This is a genomic window from Stenotrophomonas sp. Sm2128, assembly GCF_030985535.1.
Taxonomy (GTDB): Bacteria; Pseudomonadota; Gammaproteobacteria; order Xanthomonadales; family Xanthomonadaceae; genus Stenotrophomonas; species Stenotrophomonas maltophilia.
Genome location: NZ_JAPTFQ010000002.1, coordinates 45,330 through 60,856 on the forward strand (window position 1 = coordinate 45,330; position 15,527 = coordinate 60,856).

Consider the following 15,527-nt stretch of genomic DNA (forward strand, 5'->3'; position numbering starts at 1 on the left):
GCCATGAGCCACTCGATGACGACGGAACTGGAAGAAGCGCAGCAGGCGTACCGCGAGGCGGCGCGCGACTTCGCACAGGCCGAACTGGCGCCGCACGCCGCGCGATGGGATGCGGAGGGCATCTTTCCGCGCGAGGCGATCGCCAAGGCCGGTGAACTGGGCTTCTGCGGCCTGTACATGGACCCGGAAGTGGGCGGCAGCGGCCTGAGCCGACTGGACGCCGCCGTCGTCATCGAGGAGCTCGCCAACGTCGATCCGTCGACCGCGGCTTACATCAGCATCCACAACATGGCCTCGTGGATGGTGTCCAAGTGGGGCCAGCCGGCCCTGCGCGATGCGTGGGGCACCGATCTGTCCTCGGGCCTCAAGCTGGCCTCGTACTGCCTGACCGAACCGGGTGCGGGTTCCGATGCGGCCTCGCTGAAGACCACCGCCGTGCGCGATGGCGACTTCTATGTGCTGAATGGCTCCAAGGCCTTCATTTCCGGCGCCGGTGCCACCGAGATGCTGGTGGTGATGGCGCGCACCGGTGGTGCCGGTGCCGGCGGTGTCAGCGCCATTGCGGTGCCGTCGGACCTGCCGGGCATCAGCTTCGGCCGCAAGGAAGAGAAGATGGGCTGGAACAGCCAGCCCACCCGTGGCATCACCTTCGAAAACGTCCGCGTGCCGGTCAGCCACCTTCTGGGAGAGGAAGGCGGCGGCTTCAAGCTGGCGATGAAGGGTCTGGACGGCGGCCGCATCAACATCGCCGCCTGCTCGCTGGGTGCCGCGCAGGGTGCGCTGGATGCCGCACGCCGCTACATGGGCGAGCGCCGCCAGTTCGGCAAGGCGCTGGCCGAGTTCCAGGCGCTGCAGTTCAAGCTGGCCGACATGGTCACCCAGCTGGTCGCCGCCCGGCAGATGGTGCACACCGCCGCGCGCAAGCTCGATGCCGGTGCCAGCGACGCCAACGTGTGGTGCGCGATGGCCAAGCGCTTCGCCACCGATGCCGGCTTCAACGTCTGCAACGAAGCGCTGCAGATCCACGGCGGCTACGGCTACATCCGCGAATACCCGATCGAGCGCCTGCTGCGTGACTGCCGCGTGCACCAGATCCTGGAAGGCACCAACGAGATCATGCGGGTGATCGTTGCCCGTCACCTGCTCAACACCGAAGAGGAACTGCGATGAAGGATTGGCGTACCCAGGAGCACGTGGGCCTGAAGGTGGAGGTGGATGGTCACACCGCCGTGGTCACCCTGAACAACCCGCCGGCGCACACCTGGACCGTGCACAGCCTGTCGGCGCTGCGCGACCTGGTGGGTGCGCTCAACGCAGACCGCGACATCTACGCGCTGGTGATCACCGGTGACGGCGAGAAGTTCTTCTCCGCCGGTGCCGACCTCAACCAGTTCGCCTCCGGCGACAAGGCCGCTGCACGCGAGGCCGCGCGCCGTTTCGGTGAAGCCTTCGAAGCGCTGTCCGGTTTCCGTGGTGTGTCGATCGCCGCGATCAACGGCTATGCCATGGGCGGTGGCCTGGAATGCGCACTGGCCTGCGACCTGCGCATCATCGAAGACCACGCCCAGGTCGCGCTGCCGGAGGCCACCGTCGGCCTGTTGCCGTGCGCCGGTGGCACCCAGAACCTGCCGCGCCTGGTCGGTGAGGGCTGGGCCAAGCGCATGATCCTGCTGGGCGAGCGCATCAATGCCGAGACCGCACTGCGCATTGGCCTGGCCGAAGAAAAGGTCGGCAAGGGCGAATCCAAGGCACTGGCCCTGGAATGGGCGAAGAAGGCCGGCAAGCAGAGCCCGACCAGCATCGCCGCCTGCAAGACCCTGGTGCAGTCCACCCGCACCGGCACCCACGCCTCGGCGCTGGTGGCCGAGCGCGAAGCCTTCGTCGACCTGTTCGATACCGCTGATCAGGTCGAGGGCGTGACCGCCTTCCTGGAAAAGCGCGCCGCGCAGTGGAAGAACGCATGAGCACCGACACCGCTGCCGACGACGCACCGGTGCTGTTCGAAGAGCGCGTGGCCGGCAACGGCACGCGCATCGGCATCGCCACGCTCAACGCGCCGCGCACGCTCAATGGTTTCTCGCTGCCGATGGCGCACCTGCTGCTGAAGCAGCTGAATGCCTGGGCCGATGACGACGGCATCGCCATGGTGGTGCTGCAGGGTGCCGGTGAGAAGGCGTTCTGCGCCGGCGGCGACCTGCACAGCCTGTACAAGAGCATGGTTGCCTTCCGCGAGGCTGGCCGCAGCGACATCCGCGAGAACGACTACGCCGCCGAGTTCTTCGACGTTGAATACCGCGTCGATCATCTCATCCACACCTACGCCAAGCCGATCCTGTGCTGGGGCCATGGCATCGTGATGGGCGGCGGCATCGGCCTGATGTCCGGCGCCAGCCACCGCGTGGTCAGCGAGCGCTCCAAGCTGGCCTTCCCGGAAATCACCGTCGGCCTGTTCCCCGATGTCGGTGGCAGCTGGCTGCTGCCGCGCGTACCGGGCAAGGGCGGCCTGTTCCTGGCGCTGACCGGCGCGCTGCTCAACCCGGGCGACGCTATCTACGCCGGCCTGGCCGACGTGCACGTGGCCGAAGAGCGCCGCAGTGCAGTGTTCGATGCGCTGCTGCAGGTGGCCTGGTCCAGTGATTCCGCACACAACCACGAACGCCTGACCCATCTGCTGCAGTCGCATGCCAGTGATGCCGCCACCGGTCCACTGCTGGCCCACGCGGCGCAGGTCGATGCGTTGTGCGAAGGCGATGACCTTGAAGCCGTCGTTGCGCGCATTGCCAGCCTGCAGACCGACGACGCCTGGTTGCAGGCAGCTCAGAAGACCCTTGCGGCCGGTGCACCGGGTTCGGCACGGTTGGCGTACGAACTGCAGCGCCGCAGTGCCGGCCAGGACCTGGCCGCGATCTATCGCCTGGAGTACATCGTCGCCCTGCATTGCGCCGCCCACGGTGATTTCGCCGAGGGCATCCGCGCGCTGCTGATCGACAAGGACCGCAATCCGCAGTGGAACCCGGCCACCCTGGCCGAGGCCACCGGCGCGTGGGCCGACACCTTCTTCGCTTCCCCCTGGGCCGACGCCGCGCATCCGCTGGCCGACCTGGGCACTCCCCTTGTTGAAAGGAGCCTTGCATGAGCCGCATTGCATTCATCGGGTTGGGCAACATGGGTGGCCCGATGGCCGCCAATCTGGTCAAGAACGGCCACAGCGTGCGCGTGTTCGATCTGGTCCCGGCCGCGGTGCAGGCCGCTGTCGACGCCGGCGCCAGCGCCGCCGCGTCGGCGCGCGACACCCTGGCCGATGCCGAGGTGGTGATCTCGATGCTGCCGGCCAGCCGTCATGTCGAAGGCGTGTACCTGGGCGACGACGGCATTCTTGCCGCGATCCCCGCCGGTGCACTGGTCATCGACTGCAGCACGATCGCACCGGCCAGCGCCCGCAAGGTCTCGGAAGCCGCCGCCGCACGTGGCCTGCAGATGATCGACGCACCGGTGTCCGGTGGTACCGCAGGGGCACAGGCGGGCACCCTGACCTTCATCGTCGGTGGCGAGGAGGACGCGCTGGAGCGCGCCCGCCCGGTACTGCAGGCGATGGGCAAGAACATCTTCCACGTTGGCGCCAGCGGTGCCGGTCAGGTCGCCAAGCTGTGCAACAACATGGCGCTGGGCGTGATCATGGCGGTGACCGGTGAAGCCATCGCACTGGGCGTGGCGCACGGCCTGGACCCGAAGGTGCTGTCGCAGATGATGGCGGTCAGCACCGGCCGCAGCTGGGCTACCGAGGTGTGCAACCCGTGGCCGGGCGTGCTGGAGAATGCGCCGGCCTCGCGTGGCTACAGCGGCGGTTTCGGCAGCGATCTGATGCTGAAGGACATGGGCCTGGCGGTGGAAGCGGCGATGAGTGTCGGTGCCTCGATTCCGCTGGGCGAAGTGGCCCGCAACCTGTACTCGATGAACCACCAGGCCGGCCGCGGCAAGCTGGATTTCTCCAGCGTCGTGCAGCTCATCACCAGCGAGAAGTGACCTGGTAGTGCCGGCCGCTGGCCGGCAACCTCATGCCCCCTGTGGGACAACGAAGGTGGGATGGGCGGATGTTCGGTTTCGACCGGCATCCGCCCATTTTTTTGCTCTTTACGTTGGTAGTGCCGGCCGCTGGCCGGCAGCACCCCGTCAGGCAACGATCAGCGTCACGTCGATGTTGCCGCGGGTGGCATTCGAGTACGGGCACACGATGTGCGCCTTCTGCACAAGCTCTTCGACCTGCTCGCGCGGCACGCCCGGCACGTTGATGGTCAGCTCGGCTTCGATGCCGAAGCCGGTCGGGATCTGGCCGATGCCCACTTTGCCGGTCACGGTGGTGTCGGCCGGCAGCGCGACCTTGGCCTGGCCGGCCACGAACTTCAGCGCGCCCAGGAAGCAGGCCGAATAGCCGGCGGCGAACAGCTGTTCGGGGTTGGTGCCCGGGCCACCGGCGCCGCCCAGCTCGCGCGGGGTCGACAGCTGGATGTCCAGCACGTTGTCGGAGGAGACGGAACGGCCTTCACGGCCGCCGGTGGAGGTGGCCTGGGCGGTGTACAGAACCTTTTCGATGGACATCGGGATGCTCCTGGTCGGTGGGTGGATGTTTGCGTTGGAGCCTACTTTGCCCGGTTTCCGCGTACGTTGGGTTGCAGGGCGTACGAAAAACTTGATCGATCGTCCTGTCGGCCTAGATCGTCCACTCGCGGTCGGTGGTGAACATGATGGTCAGCCAGCGGTCCGGCGAGGCCTCGCCCAGCGCGTCGCCGATCTCGTCGCGCAGCTGGTCCCATTCCACCAGCGGCCGCGGTGGGTCGTTTTCCGGCACCACGAAGAACAGCTCGATCTGCTCACCTCGCCCCACCTGCGCCACGTAGCTGCGGTGCTCGACGAAGCCATGCTTGGCCACGATCGCGCGTGCCACGGCATCCACGTGCGCCTGCAGCTCCGGCGGGGTGACCAGCAGGATGCCGGCCAGCGCCCGGCGCACGGTGCCGAGCGGGGCGATCATCACCAGCACGCAGACGAAGGCAAGGATGGCCGGGTCGATGTACGGCCCGACCCAGGCCCAGGACGTGCCCTGCACCAGCACGCCGCCGAGGAAGGCCAGCAGGTAGCAGGCCGACATGCTGGCCGCGATCACCCAGTTCTTCGCATCCAGTGCGATGAACTCCGAGCCGATGCGGCGGTTGGCGCGCAGGATGAACCAGGCCAGTGCGCCTTCGCCGACGATGGACAGCCCGGCGAAGGCGATGGCCGGGCCCAGCGCAATGTGGCGGCCCCCGGACATCAGTACATCCACCGCATTGACCAGGGCATACAGTGCCGCACCGATCATCAGCGTGCCGCTGACCCCCAACACGATCGGCTCAAGGTGCCAGAAACCCATGGTGAAGCGCTGGTTGAGCCTCGACTGCAACGCATCGGTCTGGGTGGACAGCGCGATCAGGCGTGCCACCAGCAGCGACAGCCAGGTCATCACCACGTCGATCAGGCCGTAGATGCCATCGAAGATGATCAGCGAGGAATTGGCCAGCAGGCCGAATACCACTGCTGCGGCGGCCAGCAGCAGCGAGGCGGCGATCGACAGGCGCAGCACGCCCTGTTCGGTGGCGGGGTCGAAGAACTGCGGGCGGTGGGTGGCCATGGCCCGATTGTAGAGCGGCGGCATGCCTCGCTGCCTTCCGCTGTCTGGCAGCGTCGCAGAACGTTGAGGACATCGACGAGAGGCCCAGCGAGCGTGATCGCGAATGCGCCGCCCAGGGCATGGCCAACATGGTCATCGAATTCCTCGGCCGCATGCGGGATATGCAGCGCTACGATGCCGATGACACGCAGGTCTACCGCGTGCGTGGGCAGGTGTTCTTTGCCTCGGCCGGCCCTCTGGGTGCGGTGTTCGATTATCAGCACGTGACGCCGAAGGTGCAGATTGATCTGCGCGACGCCCACCTGTGAGACCTGACCGCCTGAGGCGGCAGTGTTTCAAGAAGCAGACCGCCTATGGATGGCGGGTACTGATCACTTGGGGAAAGCTCCGGACGGACTTATCTGTCGTCAAAGCGTCGACGCGATCAAACCGGATCGACTACACCGCGAGGCCGACTACCTCGAAGCGTGAGCACGCGCCCGGGCGCAAGACCTCGCATTTGCGACAATCCTCGACGCACCTCAACCAATGCCCCCGTCGGCCTCAAGCCGACGAGGGGTGAGCAAGGCAATGGCACTCGCAGGCCCGTGGGCCCGCTCTCTTACGCCATCATGGCCCGCGGGCCGTGCTGCTGGGTCTGCTGGTCGATCTTCTGTTGCTCGCGCTGCTGATCGCTCACCTGCAATGCCCGCTCGCTGTTTTCCTGCACGCTCTGGCGCATCGCGTCCGCCGTCGATACCGGCGCGGTATTGCGGTTCAACGCGCTTTCGTCGTGCAGTGCATTGGCCTGCACCGCGCGCGCCATCGAGCCATCCTGGTTCAGTTCAACGCGATCAACCCGGTACAGGCCGGCACGTGCAGCTTCCACGGTAAGCGCAGCGGCCAGCTTCTCGCTATGCTCGCCGGAGGGCAGGCCACGCGCTTCCTCGGCGAACTTCACCTGCACCAGGGTCTCGGTGTACAGCCAGTTCTGCGGGCTGCGCGGGTCGGACATCGGGTACACCGTCTCGCGCGCAGGCTCGGCCGCGGCCTGCTGCCCCGGGGTGTTGCCCTGTGCCTGCGCACGCTGCTGCACTTCATTGGCCAGCGCCTGGCGGGTTTCCGCATCGGCAATGCCGGTCGCGGGCAGGCCATGCTGCTGCTGGAAAGCGTTGATCGCATGGCGGCTGCCACCGCCCAGATAGCCATCGCTGCCGATGGCCTGGCCCTTGGCGTCGGTCAGCCCCAGCGCGGCCAGGTTGCCCTGGAGTTCGCGCGCGTCGCGGTCGATCGCGGCCAGCGTGGCTGGCCCGGCCTTGCCGTCCACCGGGTCCAGGTTGTGTGCGCGCTGGAAGTCTTCCACCGCCTTGCGGGTGGTGGCATCGAAGCGCCGGTCCGGATTCAGCGTCTGCTGGCCGCCAGCACTGGCATAGCCCAGCGTGACCAGATTGCTCTCCAGCTTCAGCACGTCACGGCCGCTGGACCCTTCCTTCAACGTCTGCGAACCGGCTTGCTGGCGCGGTGCGCCGATCTGGTCCAGCGCCACCTTGATGTCCGCATCGTTGTGCTCACCGGCGGGCGAGTAGTCGCGGCTGCTGACCTTGGCATGGGCGCGGTCCATTGCGTCCTTGTTGTTGGCGTAGGCATTTTCGTAGCGCACGGCGATGTCGCCGGCCTTGGGCGCGTCGAAGTACTGGTAGGTCTCGCGGATCTGCCCGGCCTTCGCGCGCAGCGCCTCGTAGTCACCGCCTTCTTCCAGCACCTTCTGCAGCTTGGGCAGCTGGCTGGGCAACTGGTTGGCGGTCTTGGCGATCAGGCTGATCGCTTCGAAGCGGTTTTCCTCGGCGATGCCGCTGCCGTGTGCGTCCACCATCGCCATGCCGATCCGGGTGGCGTTGCGCACCTGCGGGTAGTCGATGTTCGCGTGGATCCACTGCTTGCCCTCGGCCGAACCGGCCCAGGCGTTGATGCTGTCGCGCGTGTTGGTATCGATGAACTGGATCGAGCTGCGCCCGCTCAGGCCATTGCCGTGGCTGAGCAGGTCGCGGCGCAGGTCGGCGTGGTCCTGGGTGAAGGGCAGGTTGTGCGCCTTGGCATAGGTGCTGGCCTGATCGATCACGGCGTCGACATAGGTCGTCTCGCCCGCCTTCAGTGCGTGGCCGTCGATGGCGCCCAGCGCCCACTCGCCGCGCTGGCCGAAGTCGACCTGGATCGCGCCCAGGCTGTAACCGCTGTTCTGCGCGACTTTGTTCACCGTGCCCCAGTGCGGTTCGGTCACGCCCTGGGTGATGCCGGCGATGGCCAGATGGTAGGAGGCGGGACCCCCTTCGGTACCACGGCCGACGGCGAAATACACGGCGCCGGAGGTGGCATCGAGATCATGGGTATCGATGTTGGTTGGCATGTCTTACATCCTTGTGCAGTCAGAGGGTTTGCCCCTCAAGGGTCAGTCCAGCAGCTGCAGGTACTTCTGCAGCTGGTCGGCACGCGCGCTCAGGCGCATCACATCGTTCAGCTCGCCCTGCAGGTTGCCGGGCTGCGAATCGTCGTACAGCGCGGTATCCAGTTCGCCATCGCGGCTGCGCGACTGCAGCCACGCGCGCTGGGCATTCACCAGCTTGGTCCTTTTTGCGCCACTCAGCTTTGCCTGCAGCTGGCGGTAGGCCTGGTTCAGGCGCTGGTCCTGGCGTGCGCTTTCCGAGGTCAGGCAGGCGGCCTGCTCGATCGCACCCTGTGCCTTGTCACGGCAGGTGGTGAAGGTCGGGCTCAGCCCGGTGGCAGCCGGTGCTGCGGTTGCCGTGCCGATGGCCAGTACGGCGACCGCCAGCGCGGTGGCGAGGGTCCTGCTCAAACGCTTGTGCTGCATCATCTGCTCCACACGTCCAATCCATTGCGAGCGACGGACTATAACGGCGTCAATATTTCGTCGTCGTCAACGAATCGCGACAACTGTGACCGGTTGCCCGTCATTGTGGGGTGGCGCCGCCCGGCCTGCGGACGGCCCTTGGGCCCGGGCGCCCCAGCGCTATCCGGGCGCCAGCCGCCGCCATTCAGCCGAGCGGTGTAAACTATTGATCTCACTGGCAATGCCAGTCTCCACGATCAACACCCCGATGACGTCCGCCACCGCCCGTTACGCTGATTCCCTGCGCCTGTCCGTTGCCCCGATGATGGACTGGACCGACCGCCATTGCCGCGTGTTCCATCGCGTGCTGGCGCCGGGTGCACGCCTGTACACGGAGATGGTGCACGCCAACGCGGTCATCCACGGCGACCGCGAGCGCCTGCTCGGCTTCGACCGCAGCGAACAGCCGCTGGCGCTGCAGCTGGGCGGCAGCGATCCGGCCCTGCTGGCGCAGGCTGCGCGCATTGCCGCCGAGTGGGGATACGACGAGGTCAACCTCAACTGCGGCTGCCCGTCCGACCGCGTGCAGGCCGGGCGTTTCGGCGCCTGCCTGATGCGCGAGCCGGTACTGGTGGCCGAGTGCGTGGCGGCCATGGTCGATGCGGTCGACATCCCGGTAACGGTGAAGTGCCGCCTGGGCGTGGACGAGGACAACGACTACGACGTGTTTGCCAGCTTCGTCGACCGCCAGGTCGCCGCTGGTGCGGCGATGGTGGTGGTGCATGCGCGCAACGCGTGGCTGAAGGGCCTGTCGCCGAAGGAGAACCGCGAGGTTCCGCCGCTGAAGTACGACTGGGCCTACCGCCTGAAGCAGGAGCGCCCGGCGCTGCCGGTGGTTATCAACGGTGGCCTGGCCAGCATCGAGGCGGTACAGGCGCAGGCCGCGCACGTCGATGGCGTGATGCTGGGCCGGGCGGCCTATCACGACCCCTATCTGCTGCATCAGCTGGAGGCGCTGCACACCGGCGCCCCGCTACAGGCACGTGGTGACCTGCTGCGCGCGATGCGCCCCTACATCGATGCGCGGCTGGGCGAAGGCCTGGCGCTGAAGCACATCACCCGCCACCTGCTCGGCCTGTTCCATGGCCAGCCCGGTGGTCGCGCCTTCCGCCAGGTGCTGAGCGAGGGCGCACACCGCCCCGGCGCCGGCTGGAGCCTGATCGAACAGGCCCTGGCGGTCACCGAACGCGAAGCTGATCGCGCCGCGGCGTGACGTCGGTCACGGTCCTGACTTGACAAGGGGCGGCGATTCGTCCCGAATGTTCACCTAGATGAACGACGCGAGCGCAGGGCCGGAAAAGTTCAGACCGGATTCACTGCCCCAAACCAAGAATTTGCAAAGGATTTGTAAAGCGCCGGGTCCCGAACCCGGCTCCCGGATTTACGACTTTTGAACGAATCGCCGTGCTCGGCTAGGATCGCATCGATGTCTTCCGCTCCCTTCCATCGCCGCATTGCCCTGGCCACCTGCGTGGTGCTGGCGGCTGCGCCGCTGTCTTCGGCGCTGGCGCAACAGCCGCCGCGTGGCGATCAGGGGCGCGCGGAGATGATGGAGCGGGGCGAGCGCGGTGGCCGTGGCGACGAGCGCTCGCTGTCCGATGCCGTGCGCCGCGTGCAGCGCACCACCGGCGGCCACATCCTCGGCGCCGAGCGCGTGCCGTTCGATGGGCGTGACATCAACCGGGTGAAGTACATGGACGACCGGGGCCGGGTCCGCTACATGGACGACCCCGCACCGTCGCGTTCACAGCCGCGCACGCCGCGGTCGGATATGTCATCACTACGCGGCGATAACCCCTGAACAGGGATAGTTGTCGCTATCAACCCGTACCCCACAGGCCTCCGGGCCACACCCAGGACACTAGGGAGAGTTCATGCGTATCCTTCTGGTCGAAGACGAAGCCCCGCTGCGTGAGACCCTGGCAGCCCGGCTCAAGCGCGAAGGCTTTGCCGTCGATGCTGCGCAGGACGGCGAGGAAGGCCTCTACATGGGGCGCGAAGTTCCGTTCGATGTCGGCATCATCGACCTCGGCCTGCCCAAGATGTCGGGCATGGAGCTGATCAAGGCCCTGCGTGACAAAGGCAAGAAGTTCCCGGTGCTGATCCTGACCGCGCGTTCGAGCTGGCAGGACAAGGTCGAAGGCCTGAAGCAGGGCGCCGACGACTACCTGGTCAAGCCGTTCCACGTCGAAGAGCTGCTGGCCCGCGTCAACGCGCTGCTGCGCCGCGCCGCCGGCTGGAGCAAGCCGACGCTGGAATGCGGCCCGGTCGCCCTGGACCTGGCTGCGCAGACCGTCAGCGTGGCCGGCAGCAATGTCGACTTGACCAGCTACGAATACAAGGTGCTGGAGTACCTGATGATGCACGCCGGTGAACTGGTCTCCAAGGCCGACCTCACCGAGCACATCTACCAGCAGGACTTCGACCGCGACTCGAACGTGCTGGAAGTGTTCATCGGCCGCCTGCGCAAGAAGCTGGACCCGGATGGCGAACTGAAGCCGATCGAGACCGTGCGCGGCCGCGGCTACCGTTTCGCGATTCCGCGCAACGAGGGCTGAGCCGGCTCAGCCTGGCGAGACCATGATGTCCGGCCGTCTGTGGTTCTTCCGACGCTGGCGGCCGCGCTCCCTGCAGGCGCGCCAGATGCTTGCCGCGTCCGTGGGCCTGGTCGCGTTCCTGGCCCTGGCCGGTTACGCACTCGACGCCGCCTTCGCCGATACGGCGAAGGCGAACCTGCGTGAGCGCCTGAAGAACTACGCCACCGCGTACGCGGCCGGCATCGACTTCACCCGTGACCGCTCGCTGTACATCCGCGAGCAGCCGCCGGATTCGCGCTTCGACGTGCCGGGCAGTGGCCTGTACCTGCAGGTGGTGATGCCGCACGGCAAGGGCAATTCGATGTCCGCCGAAGGCCCGATGCTGCCCACCGTCGGCGGCGGCCTGCTGGCACCGCGCCAGGAAGTGTTCGAAGGCCCGCTGCCGATGATCCAGATCGACGGCAGCCAGGGTTCGGTGTACCGCTATGGCCTGGGCCTGGTGTGGGACGCCGACGCCGACCCGGCCACCGAATTCCCGTACACCATCTATGTGATGGAAGACTCGCGCGCGTTGGGTGCGCAGCTGCGCGTGTTCCGTGGCCGTGTCTGGTTCTACCTGGGCGGCATCGGCCTGATCCTGCTGCTGCTGCAGACCGTCATCCTGCAGTGGAGCCTGCGTCCGCTGCGCCGGGTGATCACCGAGCTGACCAAGGTGCAGCGCGGCGAGACCGAGCGCATGAGCGAGCGCCACCCGCGCGAGCTGGAACCGCTGACCGACAGCATCAACGCCTTCATTGAAAGCGAGCGCGAGAACCTCGAGCGCCAGCGCAACACCCTGGCCGACCTGGCACACAGCCTGAAGACGCCCATTGCGGTGCTGCGCACGCAGATGGACAGCGGCGCGGGCGATGGCGCGCTGCGCGAAGAGCTGGACGTGCAGCTGCAGCGCATGAACAACCTGGTTTCGTACCAGCTGGCACGTGCTGCGTCGTCGGGCCACAAGCTGTTCTCCGCGCCGCTGCCGATCGAGTCCAACGCCGAGGAAATCGTACGTGGCCTGGAGAAGGTCTACGCCTCCAAGGGCGTGCTGTGCGAGTTCGACATCGATCCGGCCGCGCGCTTCCACGGCGAACCGGGCGACCTGCAGGAACTGCTCGGCAACCTGCTGGAAAACGCCTTCAAGTGGGCCAACCGCCGCGTGCTGCTGACCGCGCAGCCGCTGCCGGCACCGAACGCGCGCCGCGCAGGCCTGCTGCTGGCGGTGGACGACGATGGCCCGGGTATCGCCCCGGACGACATCGGCAAGGTGCTGCAGCGTGGTGTGCGTGGCGACGAGCGCGTGCAGGGCCACGGCATCGGCCTGTCGATCGTGCAGGACCTGATCAAGGATTACCGCGGCGAACTGGCCGTCGGCCGTTCCAGCGAACTGGGCGGCGCCCGTTTCGAAGTGCGTTTGCCGCCGGGGCCGTAAACCTCGTTGATCGGTAGTGCCGGCCGCTGGCCGGCAACCAAGCAATGCCATCGAAGATCATGAGGTTGCCGGCCAGCGGCCGGCACTACCGTGTTTCGATCTTCGGCGGCTCGCCATAGAACCGCTGCAGCTGCGCGGCGACCTCCGGCAACGCCTGCTGCAGCAGATCCGGTGCCGAGAAGTGATACTCGCTGGCCACCGCGAAGAACTCTTCCGGCGCCTCGGCCGCGTACGGGTCGATCAACGTTTCCTCGCCGGCATCCACCTGCGCGCAGAAGGCATCGTAGGAACGCTGGAAGGTGGCTGCCCACTCGCGCTGCCACTCGCGCGGCAGTGGCGGCGTGCCGTCCATCGCACCATCCAGCGCATCCAGCTTGTGCACCATCTCGTGCACCGCCACGCAGTAGCCCTCGTGCGGCGTCGCCAGGTCGGCCTGCACATCGGCCCACGACAGGATCAACGGACCGCTGTCCCACGACTCGCCAATCAGTTCGTCATCCCACTCATGCAGTACGCCGGCCGCATCCATGTGGCGGCGATGTACGCGGAATGCATCGGGGTAGACGATCAGCTGTGACCAGCCTTCCAGACCCACCTCGCCGAACTCCAGCAGCGGCAGGCAGCACAGCGCCGCCAGCAGCACGCCATCGCCGGCCTCCAGCTGCAGCTCGCCGATCGGGGTAATGGTCTTCTCGTGCAGGAAGCGCGTGGCCAGCAGGCGCAATCGCGCGCGGCGATCGTCGTCCAGACCGTGCAGCCAGGCGGCGCGGCGGCAGGCCTCATTCCACAGTACATCGTCGATCGGCCGCGGTGCAGGCCGCAGCCACTGCAGCAACGACTTGATCAGCGGAACATTCCCGGTAGGTAGCTGTGCCACTTCGGTGCGCGGATGCGCTGCAGCACGTCGTCGTCGCTGCCACCGCCGCCCGTGCTGGTGCTGGCTGCCGGGCGGACCGGTGCCGGCTTGGTGGTGGCGGCCGAAGCGGTCGCGGTCGGTGCACGCTGCGAAGCGGCATCGCCGTTGGAGGACACGCAGGCGCCGCGGCTGTCGTCCAGCGCTGCCGTCGCAGACGCCGCGAAGGGCATCGTCAGCAGGATCAGGCAATGGGCATAACGGCGCATTGACGACATCCACGTTAAGGGAAGGTGAGTTCCCGATTCTAGCCCGAACCCGGCGCCCCGTTGGAAGCCCCCGCGGAACCCAGCGTGGCGGGCGCCGCTGGCGGCTTTCCCGCATAATTCCTTCCTGACTTCGTGGAAGCTGCCGTGGACGACCGCCAACTGCTGGCCAAACTCGCTGCCGGTCGCCTCTCCGGCGACGCCCTGGCCCGTGAGCTGGGCCAGACCCGGGCGGCCATTTGGAAGCGTATTCAAGGACTTAGAGCCGCCGGTGTGGACATCGAGGGCCGTGCAGGGGAGGGCTATGGCCTGACCCGCCCGGTCGACCTGCTGGACCCTGATGCGATCCGTGCCGGCTTGCCTGCCGGCGTCCAAGCCCTGCTGCACGACCTGCAGGTCGCTTGGACAGTGGACTCGACCAACGCCGAATTGCTGCGTTGCAGCGCGCCCCAGCGCGGGGTGAGCGTCCTGCTGGCCGAGCGCCAGACCGGCGGCCGCGGCCGTCGCGGCCGTACGTGGGCGTCGCCGCTGGCCGCGCATATCTACCTGTCGGTGCTGCGGCTGTTCTCCGGTGGCCTCGGTCGCCTGGCCGGGCTGAGCCTGGTGGCCGGCATCGCCGTGGCCGAAGCGCTGCACGACCTGGGCTACACCCAGGCGCAGCTGAAGTGGCCGAACGACCTGATTGTCGATGGCAAGCGCAAGCTGGTCGGCCTGCTCGCAGAAGGCGGTGGCGAATACGCCGGCCCGGCGCGCGCGGTGATCGGCATCGGCATCAACACGCACATGCCGCCGTCCTTCGCCGAGCAGATCACCCAGCCGTGGGTGGACCTGGACACGCTGGCCGGCAAGCCGGTGGACCGCAACGCGGTGGTTGCTGCCGTGCTGGCACGCCTGCTGCCGGCACTGGAAGAATTCGATCGCGAAGGCCTCGCTCCGTTCCTGCCGCGCTACGCCGCGTTCGACATGCTGGCCGGTCGCGAAGTACGGGTGGAACTGGAAGGGCAGTGGCAGCACGGTACCGCGCTTGGCCTCGCCGATGACGGCGCACTGCGCGTGCGCATCGATGGCCGCGAGCGCCTGCTGCACGCCGGCGAAGTCAGCGTGAGGGCGGCATGAGCGATTGGTTGTTCGACCTCGGCAACTCGCGCTTCAAGTTCGCGCCGTTGCAGGGCGACCGTGCCGGTGACGTGCAGGCCTGGGCGCATGGCGCCGAAGGCATGGCCGGACAGCCGCCGCACAGCCTGCCCAGCGGCACCACCGCGTTCGTGGCCAGCGTGGCCGCACCGTCGCTGACCAGCGCCATGCTGGACCAGCTGCAGCGTCGCTTCGAGCACGTGCACGTGGTGCGTACCAGCGCCGAATGCGCCGGTGTGCGCATTGCCTATGCCAAGCCCGAAAAATTCGGTGTGGACCGCTTCCTGGCCCTGCTGGCTGCGGCCAAGGCGCAGCGCCCGGTGCTGGTGGTCGGGGTGGGCACCGCACTGACGATCGATCTGCTCGACGCCAACGGCCAGCACCACGGTGGCCGCATTTCCGCATCGCCCACCACCATGCGCGAAGCACTGCATGCCCGCGCGGTGCAGCTGCCGGCTACCGGCGGTGACTACAGCGAATTCGCCAATGACACCGCCGACGCGCTCGCCTCCGGCTGCGATGGTGCGGCCGTGGCACTGATCGAACGCAGCGCACAGCAGGCGCACACGCTGCTGGGCGTGGCACCGTCGCTGCTGGTGCATGGTGGCGGCGCACCGGCGCTGATGCCGTTGCTGCCCGGCGCGGATTACCACCCCTCGCTGGTGCTGGATGGCCTCGCCCGCTGGGCGGTGCACCAGCCCGCAGGCTAGTATCCGC

17 protein-coding genes are annotated in these 15,527 nt (G+C 67.4%); 11 read left to right on the forward strand and 6 right to left on the reverse strand.

The genetic code is table 11. The annotated features are described in order from the left end of the window. Positions 1-3 precede the first annotated feature (3 nt). Genes O0K41_RS01095 through mmsB form a run of 4 tightly spaced genes read left to right on the forward strand, consistent with a single transcriptional unit; the run spans position 4 to position 4,023 of the window. Positions 4-1,170, forward strand: coding sequence for an acyl-CoA dehydrogenase family protein (locus tag O0K41_RS01095; RefSeq protein ID WP_164221949.1), 1,167 nt, complete (start codon positions 4-6; stop codon positions 1,168-1,170). Then, positions 1,167-1,964 carry an enoyl-CoA hydratase gene (locus tag O0K41_RS01100; protein WP_049449380.1) on the forward strand — a complete coding sequence of 266 codons (798 nt, stop codon included), beginning with the start codon at positions 1,167-1,169 and terminating at the stop codon, positions 1,962-1,964. Before O0K41_RS01095 ends, O0K41_RS01100 begins: the two co-directional genes overlap by 4 nt. After that, positions 1,961-3,136 (forward strand): enoyl-CoA hydratase/isomerase family protein, encoded by a 1,176-nt coding sequence (locus tag O0K41_RS01105; RefSeq protein WP_049449382.1) that lies wholly within the window; start codon positions 1,961-1,963, stop codon positions 3,134-3,136. The genes O0K41_RS01100 and O0K41_RS01105 overlap by 4 nt, the downstream gene beginning before the upstream one ends. After that, positions 3,133-4,023 (forward strand): 3-hydroxyisobutyrate dehydrogenase, encoded by an 891-nt coding sequence (gene mmsB / locus O0K41_RS01110; RefSeq protein ID WP_049449384.1) that lies wholly within the window; start codon positions 3,133-3,135, stop codon positions 4,021-4,023. Before O0K41_RS01105 ends, mmsB begins: the two co-directional genes overlap by 4 nt. A gap of 147 nt (positions 4,024-4,170) precedes the next feature. Here mmsB and O0K41_RS01115 read toward each other — a convergent pair whose 3' ends face one another. Then, positions 4,171-4,596, reverse strand: a complete 426-nt coding sequence (locus O0K41_RS01115) for an organic hydroperoxide resistance protein (protein WP_004153735.1) — start codon at positions 4,594-4,596, stop codon at positions 4,171-4,173. Positions 4,597-4,708: 112 nt separating this feature from the next. Beyond that, a complete protein-coding gene (locus O0K41_RS01120; protein WP_049449388.1) occupies positions 4,709-5,689 on the reverse strand; it encodes a cation transporter in 981 nt (326 codons plus the stop codon). 95 nt (positions 5,690-5,784) lie between these two features. Between O0K41_RS01120 and O0K41_RS01125 the strand changes: the two genes are divergently transcribed. Next, positions 5,785-5,973, forward strand: a complete 189-nt coding sequence (locus O0K41_RS01125; RefSeq protein WP_239667405.1) for a sulfate transporter — start codon at positions 5,785-5,787, stop codon at positions 5,971-5,973. Between the two features lie 293 nt (positions 5,974-6,266). Here O0K41_RS01125 and O0K41_RS01130 read toward each other — a convergent pair whose 3' ends face one another. Beyond that, on the reverse strand, positions 6,267-8,048 hold the full coding sequence (locus O0K41_RS01130) for a peptidoglycan-binding protein (RefSeq protein ID WP_062606025.1): 1,782 nt from the start codon (positions 8,046-8,048) through the stop codon (positions 6,267-6,269). Positions 8,049-8,090: 42 nt separating this feature from the next. After that, entirely contained in the window at positions 8,091-8,510 is a 420-nt protein-coding gene (locus O0K41_RS01135; protein ID WP_223017033.1) for a lysozyme inhibitor LprI family protein, read from the reverse strand. A gap of 220 nt (positions 8,511-8,730) precedes the next feature. On the opposite strand from O0K41_RS01135, the gene dusA reads away from it, so the two are divergent. The 4 genes from dusA (at position 8,731) to O0K41_RS01155 (ending at position 12,557) form a co-directional block, all read left to right on the forward strand. Continuing rightward, a complete protein-coding gene (dusA, locus tag O0K41_RS01140; RefSeq protein ID WP_099604903.1) occupies positions 8,731-9,762 on the forward strand; it encodes a tRNA dihydrouridine(20/20a) synthase DusA in 1,032 nt (343 codons plus the stop codon). 213 nt (positions 9,763-9,975) lie between these two features. After that, positions 9,976-10,350 (forward strand): hypothetical protein, encoded by a 375-nt coding sequence (locus O0K41_RS01145; protein WP_005407693.1) that lies wholly within the window; start codon positions 9,976-9,978, stop codon positions 10,348-10,350. Positions 10,351-10,423: 73 nt separating this feature from the next. Further along, the gene (locus tag O0K41_RS01150) at positions 10,424-11,107 is read left to right on the forward strand and encodes a response regulator transcription factor (RefSeq protein ID WP_053461886.1); all 684 of its coding nucleotides are present in this window, start codon (positions 10,424-10,426) and stop codon (positions 11,105-11,107) included. Positions 11,108-11,132: 25 nt separating this feature from the next. After that, the gene (locus tag O0K41_RS01155; protein WP_032953760.1) at positions 11,133-12,557 is read left to right on the forward strand and encodes a sensor histidine kinase; all 1,425 of its coding nucleotides are present in this window, start codon (positions 11,133-11,135) and stop codon (positions 12,555-12,557) included. A gap of 85 nt (positions 12,558-12,642) precedes the next feature. On the opposite strand, the gene O0K41_RS01160 is transcribed toward O0K41_RS01155, so the two are convergent. Next, a complete protein-coding gene (locus O0K41_RS01160; protein ID WP_237398787.1) occupies positions 12,643-13,434 on the reverse strand; it encodes a M90 family metallopeptidase in 792 nt (263 codons plus the stop codon). Then, positions 13,401-13,679 carry a hypothetical protein gene (locus O0K41_RS01165; protein ID WP_005407696.1) on the reverse strand — a complete coding sequence of 93 codons (279 nt, stop codon included), beginning with the start codon at positions 13,677-13,679 and terminating at the stop codon, positions 13,401-13,403. The genes O0K41_RS01160 and O0K41_RS01165 overlap by 34 nt, the downstream gene beginning before the upstream one ends. Positions 13,680-13,823: 144 nt before the next feature. On the opposite strand from O0K41_RS01165, the gene birA reads away from it, so the two are divergent. Together birA and O0K41_RS01175 are read left to right on the forward strand one after the other, a co-directional pair. After that, the gene (gene birA, locus O0K41_RS01170; RefSeq protein ID WP_049449478.1) at positions 13,824-14,792 is read left to right on the forward strand and encodes a bifunctional biotin--[acetyl-CoA-carboxylase] ligase/biotin operon repressor BirA; all 969 of its coding nucleotides are present in this window, start codon (positions 13,824-13,826) and stop codon (positions 14,790-14,792) included. Then, a complete protein-coding gene (locus O0K41_RS01175) occupies positions 14,789-15,520 on the forward strand; it encodes a type III pantothenate kinase (protein WP_049449480.1) in 732 nt (243 codons plus the stop codon). The genes birA and O0K41_RS01175 overlap by 4 nt, the downstream gene beginning before the upstream one ends. Positions 15,521-15,527 lie beyond the last annotated feature (7 nt).

Bases quoted from the DNA above. Each gene is read 5' to 3' on its own strand.
- O0K41_RS01095 (WP_164221949.1), top strand. From the start codon at position 4: ATGAGCCACTCGATGACGACGGAACTGGAAGAAGCGCAGCAGGCGTAC.
- O0K41_RS01100 (WP_049449380.1), top strand. From the start codon at position 1,167: ATGAAGGATTGGCGTACCCAGGAGCACGTGGGCCTGAAGGTGGAGGTG.
- O0K41_RS01105 (WP_049449382.1), top strand. From the start codon at position 1,961: ATGAGCACCGACACCGCTGCCGACGACGCACCGGTGCTGTTCGAAGAG.
- mmsB (WP_049449384.1), top strand. From the start codon at position 3,133: ATGAGCCGCATTGCATTCATCGGGTTGGGCAACATGGGTGGCCCGATG.
- O0K41_RS01115 (WP_004153735.1), bottom strand. From the start codon at position 4,596: ATGTCCATCGAAAAGGTTCTGTACACCGCCCAGGCCACCTCCACCGGC.
- O0K41_RS01120 (WP_049449388.1), bottom strand. From the start codon at position 5,689: ATGCCGCCGCTCTACAATCGGGCCATGGCCACCCACCGCCCGCAGTTC.
- O0K41_RS01125 (WP_239667405.1), top strand. From the start codon at position 5,785: ATGGCCAACATGGTCATCGAATTCCTCGGCCGCATGCGGGATATGCAG.
- O0K41_RS01130 (WP_062606025.1), bottom strand. From the start codon at position 8,048: ATGCCAACCAACATCGATACCCATGATCTCGATGCCACCTCCGGCGCC.
- O0K41_RS01135 (WP_223017033.1), bottom strand. From the start codon at position 8,510: ATGCAGCACAAGCGTTTGAGCAGGACCCTCGCCACCGCGCTGGCGGTC.
- dusA (WP_099604903.1), top strand. From the start codon at position 8,731: ATGCCAGTCTCCACGATCAACACCCCGATGACGTCCGCCACCGCCCGT.
- O0K41_RS01145 (WP_005407693.1), top strand. From the start codon at position 9,976: ATGTCTTCCGCTCCCTTCCATCGCCGCATTGCCCTGGCCACCTGCGTG.
- O0K41_RS01150 (WP_053461886.1), top strand. From the start codon at position 10,424: ATGCGTATCCTTCTGGTCGAAGACGAAGCCCCGCTGCGTGAGACCCTG.
- O0K41_RS01155 (WP_032953760.1), top strand. From the start codon at position 11,133: ATGTCCGGCCGTCTGTGGTTCTTCCGACGCTGGCGGCCGCGCTCCCTG.
- O0K41_RS01165 (WP_005407696.1), bottom strand. From the start codon at position 13,679: ATGCGCCGTTATGCCCATTGCCTGATCCTGCTGACGATGCCCTTCGCG.
- O0K41_RS01175 (WP_049449480.1), top strand. From the start codon at position 14,789: ATGAGCGATTGGTTGTTCGACCTCGGCAACTCGCGCTTCAAGTTCGCG.